General features: G+C 56.3%; 13 protein-coding genes. 11 read left to right on the top strand and 2 right to left on the bottom strand.

Annotated elements, in window-relative coordinates; translation table 11 throughout:
- Positions 1-196: 196 nt before the first annotated feature.
- Together JW953_08440 and JW953_08435 are read right to left on the bottom strand one after the other, a co-directional pair.
- Complete coding sequence (locus JW953_08440) at positions 197-1,633, bottom strand: proline--tRNA ligase (GenBank protein MBN1992722.1); 1,437 nt, start codon at positions 1,631-1,633, stop codon at positions 197-199.
- A 72-nt stretch (positions 1,634-1,705) separates the two neighbouring features.
- A complete protein-coding gene (locus JW953_08435; protein MBN1992721.1) occupies positions 1,706-3,436 on the bottom strand; it encodes a proline--tRNA ligase in 1,731 nt (576 codons plus the stop codon).
- A 334-nt stretch (positions 3,437-3,770) separates the two neighbouring features.
- Here JW953_08435 and JW953_08430 point away from each other — a divergent pair, with 334 nt between their 5' ends.
- The 11 genes from JW953_08430 to JW953_08380 all read left to right on the top strand — a co-directional run.
- Complete coding sequence (locus JW953_08430) at positions 3,771-4,100, top strand: hypothetical protein (GenBank protein ID MBN1992720.1); 330 nt, start codon at positions 3,771-3,773, stop codon at positions 4,098-4,100.
- A gap of 21 nt (positions 4,101-4,121) precedes the next feature.
- Positions 4,122-5,267 carry a hypothetical protein gene (locus JW953_08425; GenBank protein MBN1992719.1) on the top strand — a complete coding sequence of 382 codons (1,146 nt, stop codon included), beginning with the start codon at positions 4,122-4,124 and terminating at the stop codon, positions 5,265-5,267.
- Positions 5,268-5,352: 85 nt separating this feature from the next.
- Entirely contained in the window at positions 5,353-6,045 is a 693-nt protein-coding gene (locus JW953_08420; protein MBN1992718.1) for a PIG-L family deacetylase, read from the top strand.
- 38 nt (positions 6,046-6,083) lie between these two features.
- Positions 6,084-8,747: a glycoside hydrolase family 78 protein gene (locus JW953_08415; protein MBN1992717.1), complete on the top strand. Its 2,664-nt coding sequence runs from the start codon at positions 6,084-6,086 to the stop codon at positions 8,745-8,747.
- The gene (locus JW953_08410) at positions 8,747-9,214 is read left to right on the top strand and encodes a GNAT family N-acetyltransferase (protein MBN1992716.1); all 468 of its coding nucleotides are present in this window, start codon (positions 8,747-8,749) and stop codon (positions 9,212-9,214) included. The genes JW953_08415 and JW953_08410 overlap by 1 nt, the downstream gene beginning before the upstream one ends.
- A gap of 239 nt (positions 9,215-9,453) precedes the next feature.
- Positions 9,454-10,224, top strand: a complete 771-nt coding sequence (locus JW953_08405; GenBank protein MBN1992715.1) for a DeoR/GlpR transcriptional regulator — start codon at positions 9,454-9,456, stop codon at positions 10,222-10,224.
- Between the two features lie 107 nt (positions 10,225-10,331).
- The gene (locus JW953_08400) at positions 10,332-11,843 is read left to right on the top strand and encodes a sugar ABC transporter ATP-binding protein (GenBank protein MBN1992714.1); all 1,512 of its coding nucleotides are present in this window, start codon (positions 10,332-10,334) and stop codon (positions 11,841-11,843) included.
- A gap of 81 nt (positions 11,844-11,924) precedes the next feature.
- The gene (locus JW953_08395) at positions 11,925-12,899 is read left to right on the top strand and encodes an ABC transporter permease (GenBank protein MBN1992713.1); all 975 of its coding nucleotides are present in this window, start codon (positions 11,925-11,927) and stop codon (positions 12,897-12,899) included.
- On the top strand, positions 12,896-14,881 hold the full coding sequence (locus tag JW953_08390) for an SUMF1/EgtB/PvdO family nonheme iron enzyme (GenBank protein ID MBN1992712.1): 1,986 nt from the start codon (positions 12,896-12,898) through the stop codon (positions 14,879-14,881). The genes JW953_08395 and JW953_08390 overlap by 4 nt, the downstream gene beginning before the upstream one ends.
- A 171-nt stretch (positions 14,882-15,052) precedes the next feature.
- A complete protein-coding gene (rhaS, locus tag JW953_08385; protein ID MBN1992711.1) occupies positions 15,053-16,309 on the top strand; it encodes a rhamnose ABC transporter substrate-binding protein in 1,257 nt (418 codons plus the stop codon).
- A 253-nt stretch (positions 16,310-16,562) separates the two neighbouring features.
- Positions 16,563-17,427 (top strand): L-rhamnose isomerase (locus JW953_08380; protein ID MBN1992710.1); only part of this gene is annotated, 865 nt, incomplete at its 3' end.

Here is a 17,427-nt window from a genome sequence, read left to right as displayed (position 1 = left end):
GAAAATAGCCTGGACCCGATAAATTTTAACGGCCAATTTTTATTTCGTGCTCAAAAAAGTGTCAACTAAATTGTGAACCATCCCATACTTTTTTTATCTTATTCAGGCAAGAGAGGAATCCAAAAGGAGAAGTGTGATGTAGTAAATTAATAAAGAAAGCAGTATGACAGTATTTTAAGCCGTAAACGCTGTGAAACTAATACGCCCGCCCAAAAACAGCCACCCGCTCAGCCGGTTTGCCGGTGAAAAAACACGTGCCGCTGCCGCCGGGTTGTTCCAGGGGAAAACAGCGCAGGGTGGCTTTGGTTTCTTCCTGCACGCGCTGCTCGTCCGCGTCGCTGCCGGCCCACCACGCTTTCGCAAAGCCGGTTTTGGTGACTTCTTTGCAGTCATCATAATTATCAACATTGTGGGTATTTTCATCGCGGAAGCGACGGGCCTTTTCCAGCAGCGCGGCTTGCACCTCGGCCAGTAAATCTTGCACTGTTTTGGCCAGTCCCTCCTGTGGCACAAACTGTTTGCCCTCGCGGCCCGGTCTATCCCGCCGGGCCAAGGCCACCGAGTTTTTGGCCACGTCCTTTGGCCCAATCTCCAGGCGGGTGGGCACGCCGCGCAATTCCCAATCGTTGAATTTAAAGCCGGGCGAGAGGGTGTCGCGGTCGTCCACTTTGACCCGCACGCCCGCGCCGGTCAATTCCCGGCGCACGCGCTCGGTGACGGCCAGCACCGCACTCTGTTCTGCATCATTTTTGTAGATGGGCACGATGACGGTTTGGTAGGGGGCCAGGCGGGGCGGCAAAATCAAACCCTGGTCGTCGCCATGCACCATGATGATAGCCCCAATGAAACGGGTGCTCAGGCCCCAGGAGGTGGTCCAAACGTACTGTAGGGTATTGTCTTTATCCAGATATTGAATATCAAAGGCTTTGGCAAAGTTTTGGCCCAACATGTGCGAGGTGCCGGATTGCAAAGCGCGGCCGTCGCCCATCATGGCCTCAATGGTCAGGGTCTGGTCGGCCCCGGCAAAACGCTCAATGGCCGACTTCTCGCCGGGGATAACGGGCACGGCGGCCTCGTTGACGGCAAAATCGGTATAGACCTCCAACATTTGGCGGGTCTCAAACTCGGCTTCTTCACGGGTGGCGTGGGCGGTGTGGCCTTCCTGCCAGTAAAATTCGGAGGTGCGCAAAAAGAGTTTGGTGCGTAGCTCCCAGCGCACCACGCTGTTCCACAGGTTCAACAAAATGGGCAGGTCGCGGTAGCTATTGACCCACTTGGCAAAGGCGTGGCCGATGAGGGTTTCCGAGGTAGGGCGGACCACCAGCGGCTCTTCCAGCTTTTCGCCGCCGCCGTGCGTAACCACGGCCAACTGCGGCGAGAAGCCTTCGACGTGTTGGGATTCTTTTTGCAAAAAGCTGTAGGGAATGAACATGGGGAATCCGGCATTGACGTGCCCCGTGGCCTTAAACCGTTGATCCAGGGCTTGCTGGATGTTCTCCCACAAAGCCCAGCCGTAGGGCTTTACGATCATTGTGCCCCGCGCCGGCCCGTAATCGGCCAGGTCGGCTTTGAGCACCAGGGTGTTGTACCATTCGTTGAAGTCTTGGTGACGAGGGGTGAGTTTGTCTGCCATTAATTTACCTCAAAGTAATTTTGGGTTTACCATTTACAATTTTCGATTATCGTAAACGGTCAATAGAGAGATTTACCCCCAAATCTCCTCAAACACAAAATCCATAAAATCAGCCAACGGAATAATCTTTTTCTCCGGCTCTCGGCGGCGTTTGACCTCCACCCCGCCCTGCTGCAAACTGCGGGCGCTCACCGTGGCTCGCCAGGGGATGCCGATGAGGTCGGCGTCGGCGAATTTGACACCGGGGCTTTCGCGGCGGTCGTCAAACAGCGTCTCAATGCCCGCGTCGAGCAACTCCTGATATAACGCCTCGGCCTGCCGGCTGGTTTCTTCCTCCGGCCCTTTGCCCAACGAGACAAGATACAAGTCAAAGGGGGCCACCGTTTCCGGCCAGGTAATGCCGTGCTCGTCGTGGTGCTGTTCCACAATGGCGGCCATCAAACGGCCCACGCCAATGCCATAACTGCCCATAATGGGCGTTTGGGCCTGGCCGTTCTCGTCCAAAAAAGTAACGCCCATGGCCTGGCTGTAGCGCCGGCCCAGGTCAAAACAGTGGCCCACCTCAATGCCCCGGTACGAGGCCAGCGCGCTGTTGCGGCCCGCGCATTTGTCGCCGGCCCGGGCCAGGGCAATATCGGCCACAATGTCCGGCTCGTAGTCCCGGCCCGCGCTAGTGTTTTTAAGGTGATAGCCGGGTTTGTTCGCCCCGCCGACCAGATTGGGGAAATTGACCGCCGAGTCGTCGGCCACAATGATCAGCCGGCGGCCATGGCCCAAATCCTTGTTCAAGCCAATGGGCGAGGCGTAACCGGGCACAGCGCCCACCGCCTCAATTTCCGCCTCGGTGGCATCCCGAAAATCCAGGCCGCCCAACGCATTGAACAATTTAACCTCGTTGACCGGCAAATCGCCGCGAATGACCACAAAAATAAAGTCCTGGGTTTCATTTTCGGCAATGTAGAACACGGCTTTGACCGTGCGGGTTTGGGGCACGCCCAAAAAGTTGGCCACCTCGGCAATGGTCTGGCAATTGGGGGTGTGCACTTCTTCTAACTTGGCCGGCTCTTCTTGAGGCGGAGCGCCCTTATCAAAAACGGCCCGTTCGGCGTTGGCGGCATAAGCGCCGTCGTTGCTGATAAAGATGGTGTCTTCCCCGCTGTCGCTGACCACCATAAATTCGTGCGAGGCGCTGCCGCCCATCATGCCGGAGTCGGCTTCCACCTCCACGGTGCGTAGGTCGCAGGCAGCATAAATGTTGCGATACGCCTGCACCATCCTGGGATAAAAACGGTCCATGTCGGCCTGGTCAACGTGCACCGAATAAGCATCCTTCATAATGAATTCGCGCACCCGGATCAGGCCGCCCCGGGGGCGCGGCTCGTCGCGCACTTTGCTTTGGATGTGATAAACCAGCAGGGGCAGTTGTTTGTAGGATTCTAATTCGGTGGTGAGTAGGTGGGTGAACGCCTCCTCGTGGGTCATGGCCAGCACAAAGTTTCGTTGGTTGCGATCTTTGAACCGGAGCAATTCGGGGCCAACGCTGTGCCAGCGGCCCGTTTTTTGCCAAACTTCCGCCGGATTGAGCAGGGGCATCAACATTTCCTGGCAGCCCAGGGCGTCCATTTCAAACCGGAAAATTTCTATGATTTTTTGGCAGACCCGCCAGCCCAGCGGCATTTGGGTATAGATACCTGCCGCCAGGGGTTTGATAAAACCGGCTCGCTGCAACAGGCGATGGCTGATGATTTCTGCTTCGGCGGGATTATCCCGTAGCGTGCGGCCAAAAAGTTGAGAGAAGCGCATGATTTACCTCGAAACGGGTTGGCATGGCGGCGGGTGGATTGATTTTGCCAACTTCATAATGCGTCAGGCAGTATAACATAGAAATTGCGCAAAAACAACTTGTAAACTTGTCTACACAGGGATGCATCCCAAATTTTGGGTAATTTGGTGGGGGCGACCGGCCGGCTGCTTCTACCAACATAGAATCCAATTGACGAGATGGGGCAGGTACTGTACAATTCATACGGGCAAACGTAAAATATAACGGAGTTGGTCGTGAAGCGGCCGTTTGCCGTAAAACGGCCCTTTGCCGTAAAACGGCCGTTTGCCGGAGACCACAAAGTGGAGGTAGATTTTGATACATCATACGTGTTTTAAGTGCAAGCGCCGGTTTGAATTGGACCCGGTCTTTGTGGGATTTGAACTCAGCAAGCTCAAGAAAAAGAATCCTTCTCATTACCAGGCCGTGTGCCCCGGCTGCCGGGCCATCAACAAAGTATCGGTGCAAGAAATGAAAGACGAGCTGGAGCAGGTGGCCGATGAAGTTCAACAGATGATCGCCGATTACGAGGCCCAAAAGGCCGCGGCCAGGGCCGAAAAGCAGGCCAAAGCCAAAGAAAAAAAGAGCGCGGAAGAAGGCCAGCCAAAATCCAAATCCCGCCGCCGGTTGAAGGCAAAATCCTAATTACCCAAATTGGCCTGATTGATGGCAGATTTAAATCCACTTAAACAGGTAATTACCGCTATCCACGCCGCCCCCCAGATGGTGGTTATTGACTTTGCCGGGGCAGGCGTGCAGGCTTTGGCCTGGCTGCACAGCGTGGGTGGCTCTTCCCGCACCGTCCTGGAAGCCACGGACCGTTATGCGGCAGCCTCGCTCACCGAGTCAATTGGTTTTGAACCGGATCAGTTCTCTTCACCCCAGGTGGCCCGGGCCATGGCTGCCCAGGCCTATATCCGGGCCTGTCATTTGGCGGCCCCCGGTACGCCGGTGGCCGGAATCGGTTGTACGGCTGCCATTGCCACCGACCGGCCCAAACGGGGCGACCATCGCTGCTGCCTGGCCGTGTGTGACGCCCAGGGGGTGGCCAGTTATACCCTGACCCTGGCCAAAGGCCACCGCACCCGGGCCGAGGAAGAGAACCTGGTTAGCTTTTTGCTGCTTAAGGCCGTGGCCGATGGATGCGGGGTTAAAGGTTTAGCCCTGCCTGAGCTTTTGGCCTCCGAAAAGCTGATTGAGCATTTTGAACCGGTTGATTGGCTGGTCTGGTTGCTGGCCGGAGATATTGAGTGGGTGGCCATTGCCCCGGATGGCTCTATGCGACCCGGCAAAACCTGGCCGCACATTGCTTTTCTCTCCGGCGCGTTCAACCCGCTCCACGATGGCCACCGCCAACTGGCCCAAACAGCGGCCCAAAAATTGGGCCAGGATGTTTACTTTGAACTGCCCCTGGTCAATGCCGACAAAGCCCCGCTTGAACTTGAGGAAGCGCATCGGCGGGCGGCGCAATTTTGTGAGGTGGGCACGGTCATTCTCACCCGCGCGCCCTTATTTAGCCAAAAGGCCAAACTATTTCCCAAAAGTGTGTTTGTGTTAGGCATTGACACGGTGGAGCGTTTGTGGCAACCGCGTTTTTATCACGATAACCCGATGGAAATGTACGCCGCATTCAAAGCCGTACAAGAAGCTCAATGTCGTTTTTTGGTGGCCGGCCGGGCGCAGGAGGACGGTCATCACTTTCTGACGTTAAACGACATCGAGATACCGGCCGGCTACCAAGATCTATTTGAGCAAATCCCCGAAAGTAATTTTCGGGTAGATATATCTTCCACAACCATCCGGAAAGGTTAAAAAAATAAACATGCGTATCTACGATTGGTGGAAAAGGCTGATCTCCTCCCCAAACCATCAAGAACCTCCCTTGCCTGAACGGGCCATGATCATTGCCGCGCATCCCGATGACATCGAGTTTGTCATGGCGGGTACGGCCGCCAAATGGGCCAAAGCGGGCGTTGCGGTCAGTTATGTTCTGGTGACCAGCGGCGACGCCGGCAGCCACGAACCGGGTATGACCCGCGAGCAATTGGCCCGTATCCGCGAGCAGGAACAGCGCGCCGCCGCCCAGGTAGCCGGCGTGGCGGAAGTGGTCTTTTTGGGCTATCACGACGGCGAAGTGGAACCCACCCTGGCCCTGCGCCGCGACCTGGTCCGCCAGATTCGCCGTTTTAAGCCGGATACCGTGATCTGTTTTGACCCCACCATCCTTTACATTGGCCATGATTACATCAATCATCCCGACCATCGCGCCGTGGGCCAGGCGGCCCTGGATGCGATTGCTCCGGCAGCCTCAATGCCCTTATCTTTTGCCGAACTGCGCGCAGAGGGCCTTGAGCCGCACCGGGTGAAACAGGTATGGGTATCGTCCGCCGAAAACCCCGATACCTGGATTGATATCACCGACACCCTTGACCTTAAAATTGAAGCTCTCCGCCGGCACGTTAGCCAATTTCCCAATGGGTGGGACCCGGCGAACATGCTGCGCGCGTGGGCCAGTGAGAGCGGCCAAAAAATCGGCGTAAAATATGCCGAAGCTTTCCGGCGGATGGTGTTGGAACAGGAAGAGAATTGAGCAATTCCGTTTTACTACATTTTCAGGAGGGCTATCCAATGATAAAACCAATTTCTCCCCGCTGTGAATATCTCCAAAATCCGCTAGGTATTGATGTTTTACAGCCCCGGCTCAGTTGGGTGGTTGCTGCGGAAGAGCGCAATCAGATTCAATCGACCTACCAAATTCTGGTAGCGGACAGTGTCGAAACCCTGGCCGCAGACGAAGGCAATCTCTGGGATAGCGGGCGGGTGGACAATAATCAATCCACCCACGTTGTGTATCAAGGCGCGCCGCTGTCTTCCGGCCAACGCTGCTGGTGGAAAGTGCGGCTTTGGGACCGGGAGGGTCGCCCGTCCGTTTACAGCCCACCGGCCTGGTGGCAGATGGGCCTGTTAAAGGCGGCGGAATGGCAGGGGCAGTGGATCAGTTTTGACACCGGCCCCGCCACCGAGATGGAAATGAAGGCTTGTCCGTATCTGCGCCGGGTATTTCGTGTGGCCCAACCCATCCACCGCGCCACCCTGTATGTTACCGCCAAAGGGCTTTACCGGCTGCGCTTGAACGGGCAGCCGGTGGGCAATGCCGTTTTTGCCCCGGATTGGGCGGATTATCGGCAGCGAGTATTTTATGACACCTATGATGTAACCAGCCTGCTCCAACAGGGTGATAACGCCATGGGCGCTATTTTGGGCGATGGCTGGTATAGCGGCTATCTGGGTTGGGGCAACAGGCGGAAGCGTTATGGCGACACGCCCCAGTTGTTTGCCCAACTTAATCTTGAATATCCCGATGGAAGCGTAGATATATTAACGACAGATAGCGGCTGGAAAGGCTCTGCCGGGCCTATCCTTTTTTCTAGCTTTTATATGGGCGAAACCTACGACGCCGGCCGCGAGATGCCGGGTTGGGATCAAGCAGAATTTGACGATTCAGGCTGGCAGGCCGTGCGTGTTGAAAAAGCGGAGCGGCAGATTCAACTGACCGCCCAAAGCGCCGAGCCGATGCGCCTGGTTCAAGAAATCAAGCCCAAGAGCGTGGCCCAACCCCAACCGGGCGTTTACGTATTTGATCTGGGCCAAAACATGGTTGGTTGGGCGCGGCTGCGGGTGCGGGGAGAGGCGGGCACGCGGGTGCAGCTTCGTTTTGCCGAAATCCTCAGCCCCAACGGCATGGTCTACACCGAAAACTTGCGCAGCGCCAGGTCCACCGACACCTACATTCTCAAAGGCGGCGGCCCGGAAATCTGGGAACCGCATTTTACCTTTCACGGATTTCGGTATGTGGAAGTGACCGGCTCCCCCGACGAAGCCGACCTGGAGACGATCACCGGCTGTGTGCTGCAATCTGACCTGCCCCAGACCGGCTTTTTTGAGTGTTCCAAGCCCATGGCCAACCAGCTCTGGCGCAATATTCTCTGGGGCCAAAAAGGCAACTTTTTGAGCGTGCCCACCGATTGCCCCCAGCGCGACGAGCGCCTGGGCTGGATGGGCGATGCCCTGGTTTTTGCCCGCACGGCCTGTTTTAATATGAACGCGGCGGCGTTTTATACACGCTGGATGATAAGTGTGGCAGACGGCCAATCGCCGGAGGGGGCTTTCCCGGATGTGGCCCCGCAGATTGTGTCGGAACGGGATGGCGCGCCGGCCTGGGGTGACGCCGGGATTGTGGTGCCCTGGATGGTGTACCAGGCCTATGGCGACACGCGCCTCATTGAGCGCCACTACCAGGCTATGGCGCGCTGGCTGGATTACATCCACGCCGCCAATCCGCACCTGCTGCGGACCAAACGGCTCAACAACAACTATGGCGATTGGGTGGCGGTGGATACCGGGGTTGGCGCGGCTTCCAAAGAAATGTTAGCCACCGCTTTTTGGGTCTATATTGTCCGGCTGATGGCCCGCATGGCCCGCGCTATTGGTCGAGATGATGATGCCAGAAAGTATATGGAGTTGTTTGAGGGCATCAAAGCTGCTTTTAACACCGCTTACGTATTCCCCGATGGTCGAATTGAAGATGGCTCGCAATCCGCCTACGCCGTAGCCTTGCAGTTTGATTTACTGCCCGCCGACCTGCGCCCGGCGGCGGCCCAGCATCTGGTGGAAAACATCAAGGCCCGAGACTGGCACCTATCTACCGGCTTTTTGGGCACGCCCTATCTGTGCCCGGCCCTGGCCGAAACCGGGCATCAAGACGTAGCCTATCGCCTGCTCAATAACGATACCTATCCCTCTTGGGGCCACATGATTAAACATGGCGCCACCACCATGTGGGAGCGTTGGAACAGTATCCTGCCCGAGGGCGAGGCCCATCCCCCCCGGATGAACTCCTTCAACCATTATGCCTTTGGCGCGGTGGGCGAATGGCTGTACCGTTTTGTGGCCGGCATTGATACCGATCCCCGCCAGCCCGGCTATCAACATATTTTAATCTATCCCCGGCCCGGCGGCGGTTTAACTTACGCCAAAGCCGAGTACGACTCAATTCGGGGGCGGATTGTTAGTGATTGGAAAATAGAAGGCCATGAGTTTCACCTGAAAGTGACCATTCCCGCCAATACCACGGCCACCGTTTACCTGCCCACCAGTAACCCGGATACAGTGACCGAGAGCGGCCAGCCGGTGGAGCAGGTGGAAGGGGTTCGTTTTGTAAAACAAGAAACAGAACTGGCTGTCTTCCGGGTGGGGTCCGGCGATTACCATTTTGTGGCTGCCTTTGCCTGATGACGACCACCCCGGCTCTCACCATTCGCCCGGTTGGCCTTGAATCCTTTGACGCCGCTTTTGACTTGTTGGTTCGTTTTTTCCGCGAAGAAGGCTTTGCCACCCCTAAAGAGGAAATGCGCGCCTCGCTGCGTTTGCTGCTGGCCAGTCCCGCGCATGCCGTATTTCTGGCCCGGCGGGACGGCCAGGCCGTAGGCGTGGCTACCGTGTCCATTGCCCTCAACATTGAATATGGCCGTTCTGCCGAAATTGATGATCTATACGTGCTACCCCAGGCGCGGCAGCAGGGAGTGGCGGCAGCCCTCATTCAAACGGCTTGCGCCTGGTGTCGCCGGCAGGGCTGCGCCGTGGTGCTGGTCACCGTAACCGCAGCAGGCAATGCGGCGCACGGTTTGGTGGGGTTTTATCAACGGCGGGGTTTTGTGGATACAGGGCGGGTCATTCTGGTTTATCCCCTGGAGGGATGACGACAAAGGACGAACGACGAATGACAAAAGATATTGGTCAATGGTCGTTGGTCATTCGTCGTTGCTCCCCACTGGCCGCTTAAAAAATTTTTAAGGAAAAAACTTTTAATTTCTTACGAAAAAAGGTATTTTCGTAAGAAAGAAATTGACAGATTGTCTTTTTAGCTATATAATCGCTTTCGATTTATTATGAAACTTACGCTTGAGAACTCATTTCGAAAGCTTGCGGGAGATTGAGGGTGGGCAAAGAACATCGGTTGCCGGAACGCAGGCAGCAGATTTTGGAAACTGTTGAAAAAGCCGGGCAATTGTCGGTGGCCGAATTGAGCGTGCAGTTTGATGTGTCGGAAGTGACCATCCGGCAGGATTTGCAGGCTTTGAGCGAACAAGGTTTGTTGCTGCGCACGCGAGGCGGAGCGGTCTCCACTAACACCATGCCTGAATTCTCCTTTGATGTCCGTCACCAGCAATACGCGGCGCAAAAAGCGCGCATTGGCCAAACTGCGGCCGGGTTAATCAGTTATGGCGAGACCATTTTCCTTGACGCCAGCACCACCGTTAATGCCATTATTCCCCATCTCAAAGAGTATCCTGAATTAACCGTTATTACCAATAGCCTCAAAGCAGCCTTGAGCCTGCTGGATGCGTCTCGAGTGCAGGTGATTTTGCCGGGGGGCTATTTACGTCGCGAGTCAATTTCGTTGGTTTTGCCGACCCAGGCTGACGTATTGGGCGAGATTAACATTCAGATAGGCTTTTTTGGCGCGCGCGGTTTAACGGTTGAAGAAGGTCTAACCGATGTGAATTTAAATGAAGTAGCCATGAAGCGGGCAATGGTGACCCGTTGCCGGCAGGTGGTGGGAGTGTTAGACTCGCGCAAATGGGGCAAGGTGGCCGCTTCTACCTTTGCCACTTTAGCCCAAATTGACACGCTCATCAGCGATCAGGAGGCCCCTGCGGATTTGGTACGCCAGATTCGGGAGCGGCAGGTTGAAGTGATTTTGGTTTAGGCAACGACCAATGACCAACGACCAACGACCGTTGACCAACTTCCTTCGTCGTTCGTCCTTTGTCGTTCGTCGTCCTTCGTCAATCTATTTTAGCTGGACGTGGCCCTATGAACAACAACATTATCCTGCAAATGTTTAATATCAGCAAGCACTTTGGCGGCATTCAGGCCTTACGCGATGTCTCGTTTGACCTGCGCCCCGGAGAAGTGCATGCCCTGCTCGGTGAAAACGGGGCAGGCAAGTCTACGCTCATCAAAATTATCACCGGCGTGTACCAGCCGGATACGGGCGAGATTCACCTGCACGGCCAGCCTATTGCCTTTCTCGACCCGCTGGCCTCGCGGCAACGTGGCATTGCCGCCATTTATCAAGAACCCAGCCTCTTTCCCGATCTGGATATTGCCGAAAATATTTTTGTCGGGCGCCAGCCGACCCGGGCCGGAGGCCGCGTGGCCTGGCGGCGTATGTATCGTGAAGCAAGCGGTTTGCTCGAATCATTGGGCGTGCAGCTCGATCCCAAAACCAAGGCCCGTAACCTGAGCGTGGCCCAGCAGCAAATGGTTGAAATTGCCCGCGCCCTGTCGGTTAAGGCCAAGATCTTGATTATGGATGAGCCAACGTCGTCGCTGACCCTGGCTGAAGTGGACGACCTGTTCCGCATTGTGCGCCAGTTGCGCCAGGCCGGCACGGCTATTGTTTTTATCTCTCACCGCCTGGAAGAGTTGTTCCAACTGGCCGACCGGGTGACGGTTTTGCGAGATGGGGCGTATGTGGGCACGCAGTCTATCTCAGAGGTGGACACGGATAAACTTGTGCAGATGATGGTGGGCCGGACGATGACCAACATGTTTCCCAAGCAAGATGTTCAGGCTGGCCAGGTGGTGTTGCGTGTTGAAAACCTGACCAGGGCGGGAATTTTTGAAAACGTTTCGTTTGAGTTGCGCCAGGGTGAAATCTTGGGCATGGCCGGTCTGGTGGGGGCGGGCCGCACCGATGTGGCCCGCGCTCTGTTTGGGGTTCAGCCGGCCACCGGCGGCGTTATTCGTCTTGATGGTCAACCCGTGCCTATCAACAATCCCCGGCAGGCTATGGATTTAGGCATTGTTTACCTGCCCGAGGACCGGCAGCATCACGGCCTGATTTTGAAAATGAGCATTACCCACAATATTTCCCTGCCCAGTCTGCCAGAATTTACCCGGCTGGGCTGGGTCAATCAAAATGATGAACAACAGGCGGCTTACCAGGCCGCCGAGCAGATGGACGTGCGAGCAGCCGGAGTATGGCAAAAGGCGCGCGAGTTGTCCGGCGGCAATCAACAAAAAGTAGTGCTGGCCAAATGGCTGGCCACCCACCCCCGGATACTGATTTTGGATGAGCCAACGCGGGGGATTGACGTAAAAACCAAAGCCGCTGTGCATGGTCTGATGAGCAACCTGGCTGCGCAAGGGATGGCCATTTTGATGATTTCGTCGGAGTTGCCCGAGGTGTTGGGCATGAGCGACCGCATTCTGGTAATGCGCGAAGGCCATCTCACCGGCCACTTTAGCCGCGCCGAGGCAACCCAGGAAAAAATCATGCTGGCCGCTACAACGGCTGTCATAGCCGCTGTCACAGCCTAGAAAATTCACACCCGTAAATTTAACGAAAGAGGTGACAGAGATTTGGCCGCCCAAACAACCACTCCCAAACGCAGTCTGTTGATGACCCTGGCCACCGTCCGCGAGACGGGCATTACCTTGTTTATTATCGTCCTGGTTATTTTAGTCAGCCTCCGCAGCGGTTCCGCCTTTTTAAGCCTGGAAAACTTTCGCGATATTTTGTTGAACATCTCCATTCTGGCGATTGTGGCCCTGGGGCAGACGATGGTTATCATTACCCGGGGCATTGACCTCTCGGTGAGTTCGATGATTGGCCTGGTGGCGATGATGGTGGGATTTATGGTCAAGCAATATCCCGACATGTCGCCGGTAGTGGCGGTGCTGCTGGGCATGGCCTTGGGTTGCGTGCTGGGCAGCTTCAACGGCTTTGTGATTACCGTGGGCAACGTGCCGCCGATTATTGCCACCCTGGGCACCTTGAGCATCTTCCGGGGAGCCATCTTCTTTTACAGCCAGGGCACGTGGATCAATGCCTTTGAGATGTCCCCCTCTTTTAAGGCGCTGGCTAAAGGCGCTCCCCTCGGCCTGCCCAATCTGGTGATTGTGGCCATTGTGGTGGCGGCTATTATTTATTACTTTCTTAACTATACCCAGCCGGGCCGGAATATCTACGCCGTCGGCAGCAACCCCGACGCGGCCAATGTGGCCGGTATCCGCACCCAGCGGGTCATTTTTTCGGTCTATCTTATATCCGGGCTGTTGTGCGGCCTGGCCGGGGTGATGTGGGCCTCGCGCTTTGAATCGGCCCAAACCAACACGGCCCTGGGTTTTGAACTGCAAACCGTGGCCGCCTCGGTGGTGGGCGGGGTCAATATTTTTGGCGGCAGCGGCACCGTCACCGGCGTGCTGTTGGGGGCGCTGTTGCTGGGCATTATCAATAACGCCCTCACCCTGATCCGTATTTCCCCCTTCTGGCAGTTGGCCGCCCAGGGTCTGCTCATCCTGCTGGCGGTGGTGGTTGACGCGGTGGTGTTGCGTCGCTTGCAGCAAACACTGAATGTGAGGAGAGCCGCATGACCGTCCAAGCCAAAGAGTCATCGTCATTGGGCGCTCCGCCCAAAAAATCGCTGGTTACCTTTTTCTTGCGTTGGGAGTGGTTGCTGGTTGCTTTGTTGATTGTGGTCAGCGTCGCAAATACTTTGCTATCGCCCTATTTTTTGCAGGTGGATAATCTGTTCCGCACCGCCTCGGACTTTATGGAATTGGGCTTGATGATGCTGCCGATGACGTTTGTCATTATCACCGCCAACATTGACCTGTCGGTGGCCTCGAACCTGGGCATGTGCGCCTCGTTTATGGGCTGGCTGTTCAATAACGGCTGGAACATCTGGCTGGCGGCGAGCGCGGCCCTGCTGCTAGGCGGGCTGGCCGGGTTGTTGAACGGTTTTTTGGTGGCGCGAGTCAGGCTGCCGGCCCTGGTGGTGACCCTGGGCACTTATGCCTTCTATCGCGGGGTGGCCTATGTGTTGTTGGGCGACCAGGCCGCCCGTAATTATCCGGCGTCATTTACCTATCTGGGCCAGGGCAAACTGGGCAACACCCCGGTGCCGTTTTCAATGCTGCTGTTGGCGGTGTTGGCCGTGATTTTTGGCCTGGTTTTGCACAAAACCCGCTTTGGCCGTTACCTCTACGCCATCGGCAACAACGAGGAAGCTTGCCGTTACGCGGGGGTGCCGGTGGCCCGGATCAAAATGATCGTGTTTGTGTTATCGGGCCTGTTGGCAGGGTTGGCGGGCATTGTGCTGGCCGCGCGTTTTGGCAGCACCCGGCCCGACATTGGCCTGGGCCTTGAGCTTGATGTTATCACCGCCACCGTGCTGGGCGGCGTGGATATTTTTGGCGGCAGCGGCACCATGATTGGCGTGATACTGTCGCTCTGTTTGATTGGCGTGATGCGTTTTGGCATGAGTTTGCTAAACATCCAGGGCCAAACTCAGGGCATGGCCATAGGCTTTTTGCTGATTTTGGCGATTTTTGTGCCAAATATTGGCCATAGATTGTCCCGTGGCGGGGTCAGCGTGACCCGTAATTCTCTGCTGGTTACGGCAGCAGGCGCGGTGGCGGCCATTTTGTTTATCACTTTTTTTGCCTGGTCTCGCGCGCCGATCATCAATGTTTCGCAGCCAACGCCCACGCCAGCCCAGGCGGTGGCCGCGGCCACCGCTACCCCTGTGGTCTTAAAACCAACGCCAACGGCGGTAGCTGTTCCTCCCACGCCCACTCCCCGGCCTACGGCCACGCCGCAACCGACGGCTACCCCGGCGCCAACCACCGAAGGCAGTGACGAACCGGCGGTCACGCCCACTCCCACCGAGCCGCCCAAACCGGAGGATGACATGGTTGAAATCCCGGCCGGGACCTTTATTTTTGGCAGCAACAATACCGAACCCAACGAAAGCCCGGAGCAGATTATTGACTTACCGGCTTATTCGATTGACCGTTTTGAAGTGACTAACGATGACTTTGCCATGTTTGTGGCCGCCACCGGCTATCAAACCGAAGCCGAGCAAACTGGAGCCAAAAAAACCTGGCGCGATTACGTTGAAGGTAAGGGCAATCACCCGGTGGTCAAGGTGAGTTGGAACGACGCCCAAGCTTACTGCCAGTGGTTGGGCAAACGCCTGCCCACCGAGCAAGAATGGGAAAAGGCGGCCCGGGGGGAAAAAGGTTTGCTCTTCCCCTGGGGCACCGGCTTTGACCCGACCCGGGCTAACATCAAGGCCAGCGGTATTCGGGGCACAGTGGCGGTGGGCAGTTTTCCCACCGGCGCCAGCTCCTATGGGGTGGAAGATATGGCCGGTAACGTTTGGGAATGGACAACCGATCCGTACCTGGCCTATCCCGGCAGCACCTATCAGGATAAGTTTTACAGCAACGATTTGCGGGTGACCCGTGGCGGCGGCTGGTTTGACGAAGCCAATCAAATTCGCGGCACCAATCGTTCCGCAGCCAAGCCCGACTCGGCCAATGACGACCTGGGTTTCCGCTGCGTCAAATGAGGACCTACCCCCCCACTTCTCTTCACCCTCTGTCCGGCCACTGACAGAGGGGTGACGGTTGCGGGGGTGAATAGTCAAACAAGGAGGGGAGCCTATTCAACAGAATAATGTTAATATGGCTTCAAAAAAAATGGATCAGACTGTTTTAGAAAAAAGAATTGGAGGATTACCATGAGAGTAACAAAATTTATCCTTATGCTGACCGTATTGTTAATCTTAACACTGGCGGCGACCTCGGCTTTGGCCCAGGAGGGCGTAACCTGCGAAGAGGATTACAGCGTGCAGGCCGACGACTGGCTGAGCAAGCTGGCCGACAAGTTCTACGGTGATATTTTTGCCTATCCGGCCATCTTTGAGGCTACCAATGAAATGGCCAAAACCGACAGCAGCTATGCCACCATCGCCAACCCCGACCTGATTGAACCGGGTTGGAAGCTGTGCATCCCCAGCCAGGCCGACGCCCAGGCGCTGTTGGGTAAAGAGGCGGCTCCGGCGGCTGAACCGGCGGCCGGCGGCAAGCAATATGTGCTGGTGCCCAAAAATCTGGGCAACCCCTACTTTGATGCCGCTAACGACGGCGCGCAAGAAGCCGCTGCGGAATTGGGCGTGACCGTCACCTACCAGGGTTCGGCCACGGCTGACGCCACCGAGCAAATCCAATTGCTCAACGCGCTCATTGCTCAAAAAGTTGATGGTCTGGCCGTATCGGCCAACGACTCTGACGCCCTGGTGCCCACCGGCAAAAGCGCCATTGACGCCGGTATCCCCGTGGTCAGTTGGGATGCGTCTATTGCGCCAGGTGGCCGCGTATTGCACATCAACCAGGCCACCGCCGAAGGCATTGGCCGCGCCCAGATTCAACTGGCCGCCGAACTGGCCGGTGGCGAGGGCCAGATTGCCATCCTCTCCGCCACGTCTACCGCCCCCAACCAGAACGAGTGGATTGAGTGGATGAAGGATGAACTGACCAAGCCCGAATACGCCAACATCGAACTCGTGGCCACGGTTTACGGCGACGACGAGGACGAGAAGAGCTACAACGAAGCCCTGGGGCTGATGAAAACTTATCCCGAGCTGGAAGTGATCATTTCCCCGACCACCGTGGGCATTGCCGCTTCAAGCCGCGCCGTGCAGGACGCCGATAAAGTCGGTCAGGTCCTGGTGACCGGGTTGGGCTTGCCTAACCAGATGCGCGAGTATGTGAAGAGCGGCGCTTGCCCGGCTTTCCAACTCTGGAACGTGGTTGACCTTGGCTACCTGGCCGTTTACGCCCTTGATGCCGTGGCGACCGGCAAAGTTACCGGCGCCCCGGGCGAAACATTTAGCGCCGGCAAATTGGGTGAGTACACGGTGGGCGAAGATGGGGTTATTTTGCTTGGCCCGCCCTTCACCTTTGACCTTAATAATATTGACAATTTCAACTTCTAAGTTTTGCCAACAAGAAATAGTTTTTGCTAAATTGAGACCTTAAAATTTAGCGAACCTCTCCTCCTTGATTTGCCCTCGGCCTGGCATATCCCGGCGTAAGCCGCGATAAGCCAGGCCAGGGTTTGTTTTGCCCCATGTTGGTTTTCAAGATATTATTAACCGAATCCTCTACCCGCTTATTCATCCACATCGTGAACCAACTCATCCCTTCAATTTTCTGAAGCTGTTCACGCTTAAAATTACGGAGAATAAAATGATCACTCAACCTACAGACAAACAAATCCAGGCCGCCTACACCCTGGCGCAAGAACGATATGCCGCGTTTGGCGCGGATACGGAAAAAGCCCTGGAAACCCTGGCCCAAATTCCCATCAGCCTGCACTGCTGGCAGGGCGATGACGTGGGCGGTTTTGAAGACCCCGACCGCGGCTTGAGCGGCGGCATTATGGCCACCGGCAACTATCCCGGCAAGGCCCGCACCGCCGACGAATTGCGCCGCGACCTGGATAAAGCCTACAGCCTCATCCCCGGCCGCCATCGCCTTAATCTGCACGCTATCTATCTGGAAACGGACAAGAAAGTGGAGCGGAATGAAATTGAGCCAAAACATTTTGCCGGTTGGGTGGATTGGGCCAGGGCCAACGGGCACGGCCTTGACTTCAATCCCACCTGTTTCTCGCACCCCAAAGCCGATGATGGCTTTACCCTGGCCAGTTATGACCAGGGCATCCGCAACTTCTGGATTGAACATTGCCTTGCCTGCCGCAAGATTGGCGCGTACATGGGCCGCGAACTGGGCACTCCCTGCGTCACCAACATCTGGATTCCCGACGGCCTCAAAGACACCCCCGTGGACCGCAAAACGCCCCGCCTGTTGCTTAAAGATTCTCTTGACAAAATTCTGGCCGAGCCGCTTGATCCCAACTACAACCTCGACGCCGTAGAGTGCAAACTCTTTGGCTTGGGGTCGGAAAGTTACGTGGTTGGCTCCCACGAATTCTATCTGGGTTACGCGGTGGCCAACAAAATTCTGTTGTGCCTGGACGCCGGGCATTTCCATCCCACCGAGGTCATCTCCGACAAGATTTCCTCAATTTTGACCTACCTGGACGAGATTT

This window comes from Anaerolineae bacterium (assembly GCA_016931895.1).
In the GTDB taxonomy this organism is placed as follows: domain Bacteria; phylum Chloroflexota; class Anaerolineae; order 4572-78; family J111; genus JAFGNV01.
Note: the sequence above shows the minus strand (reverse complement) of the source record. Positions and strands in the feature narration are given on the sequence as shown.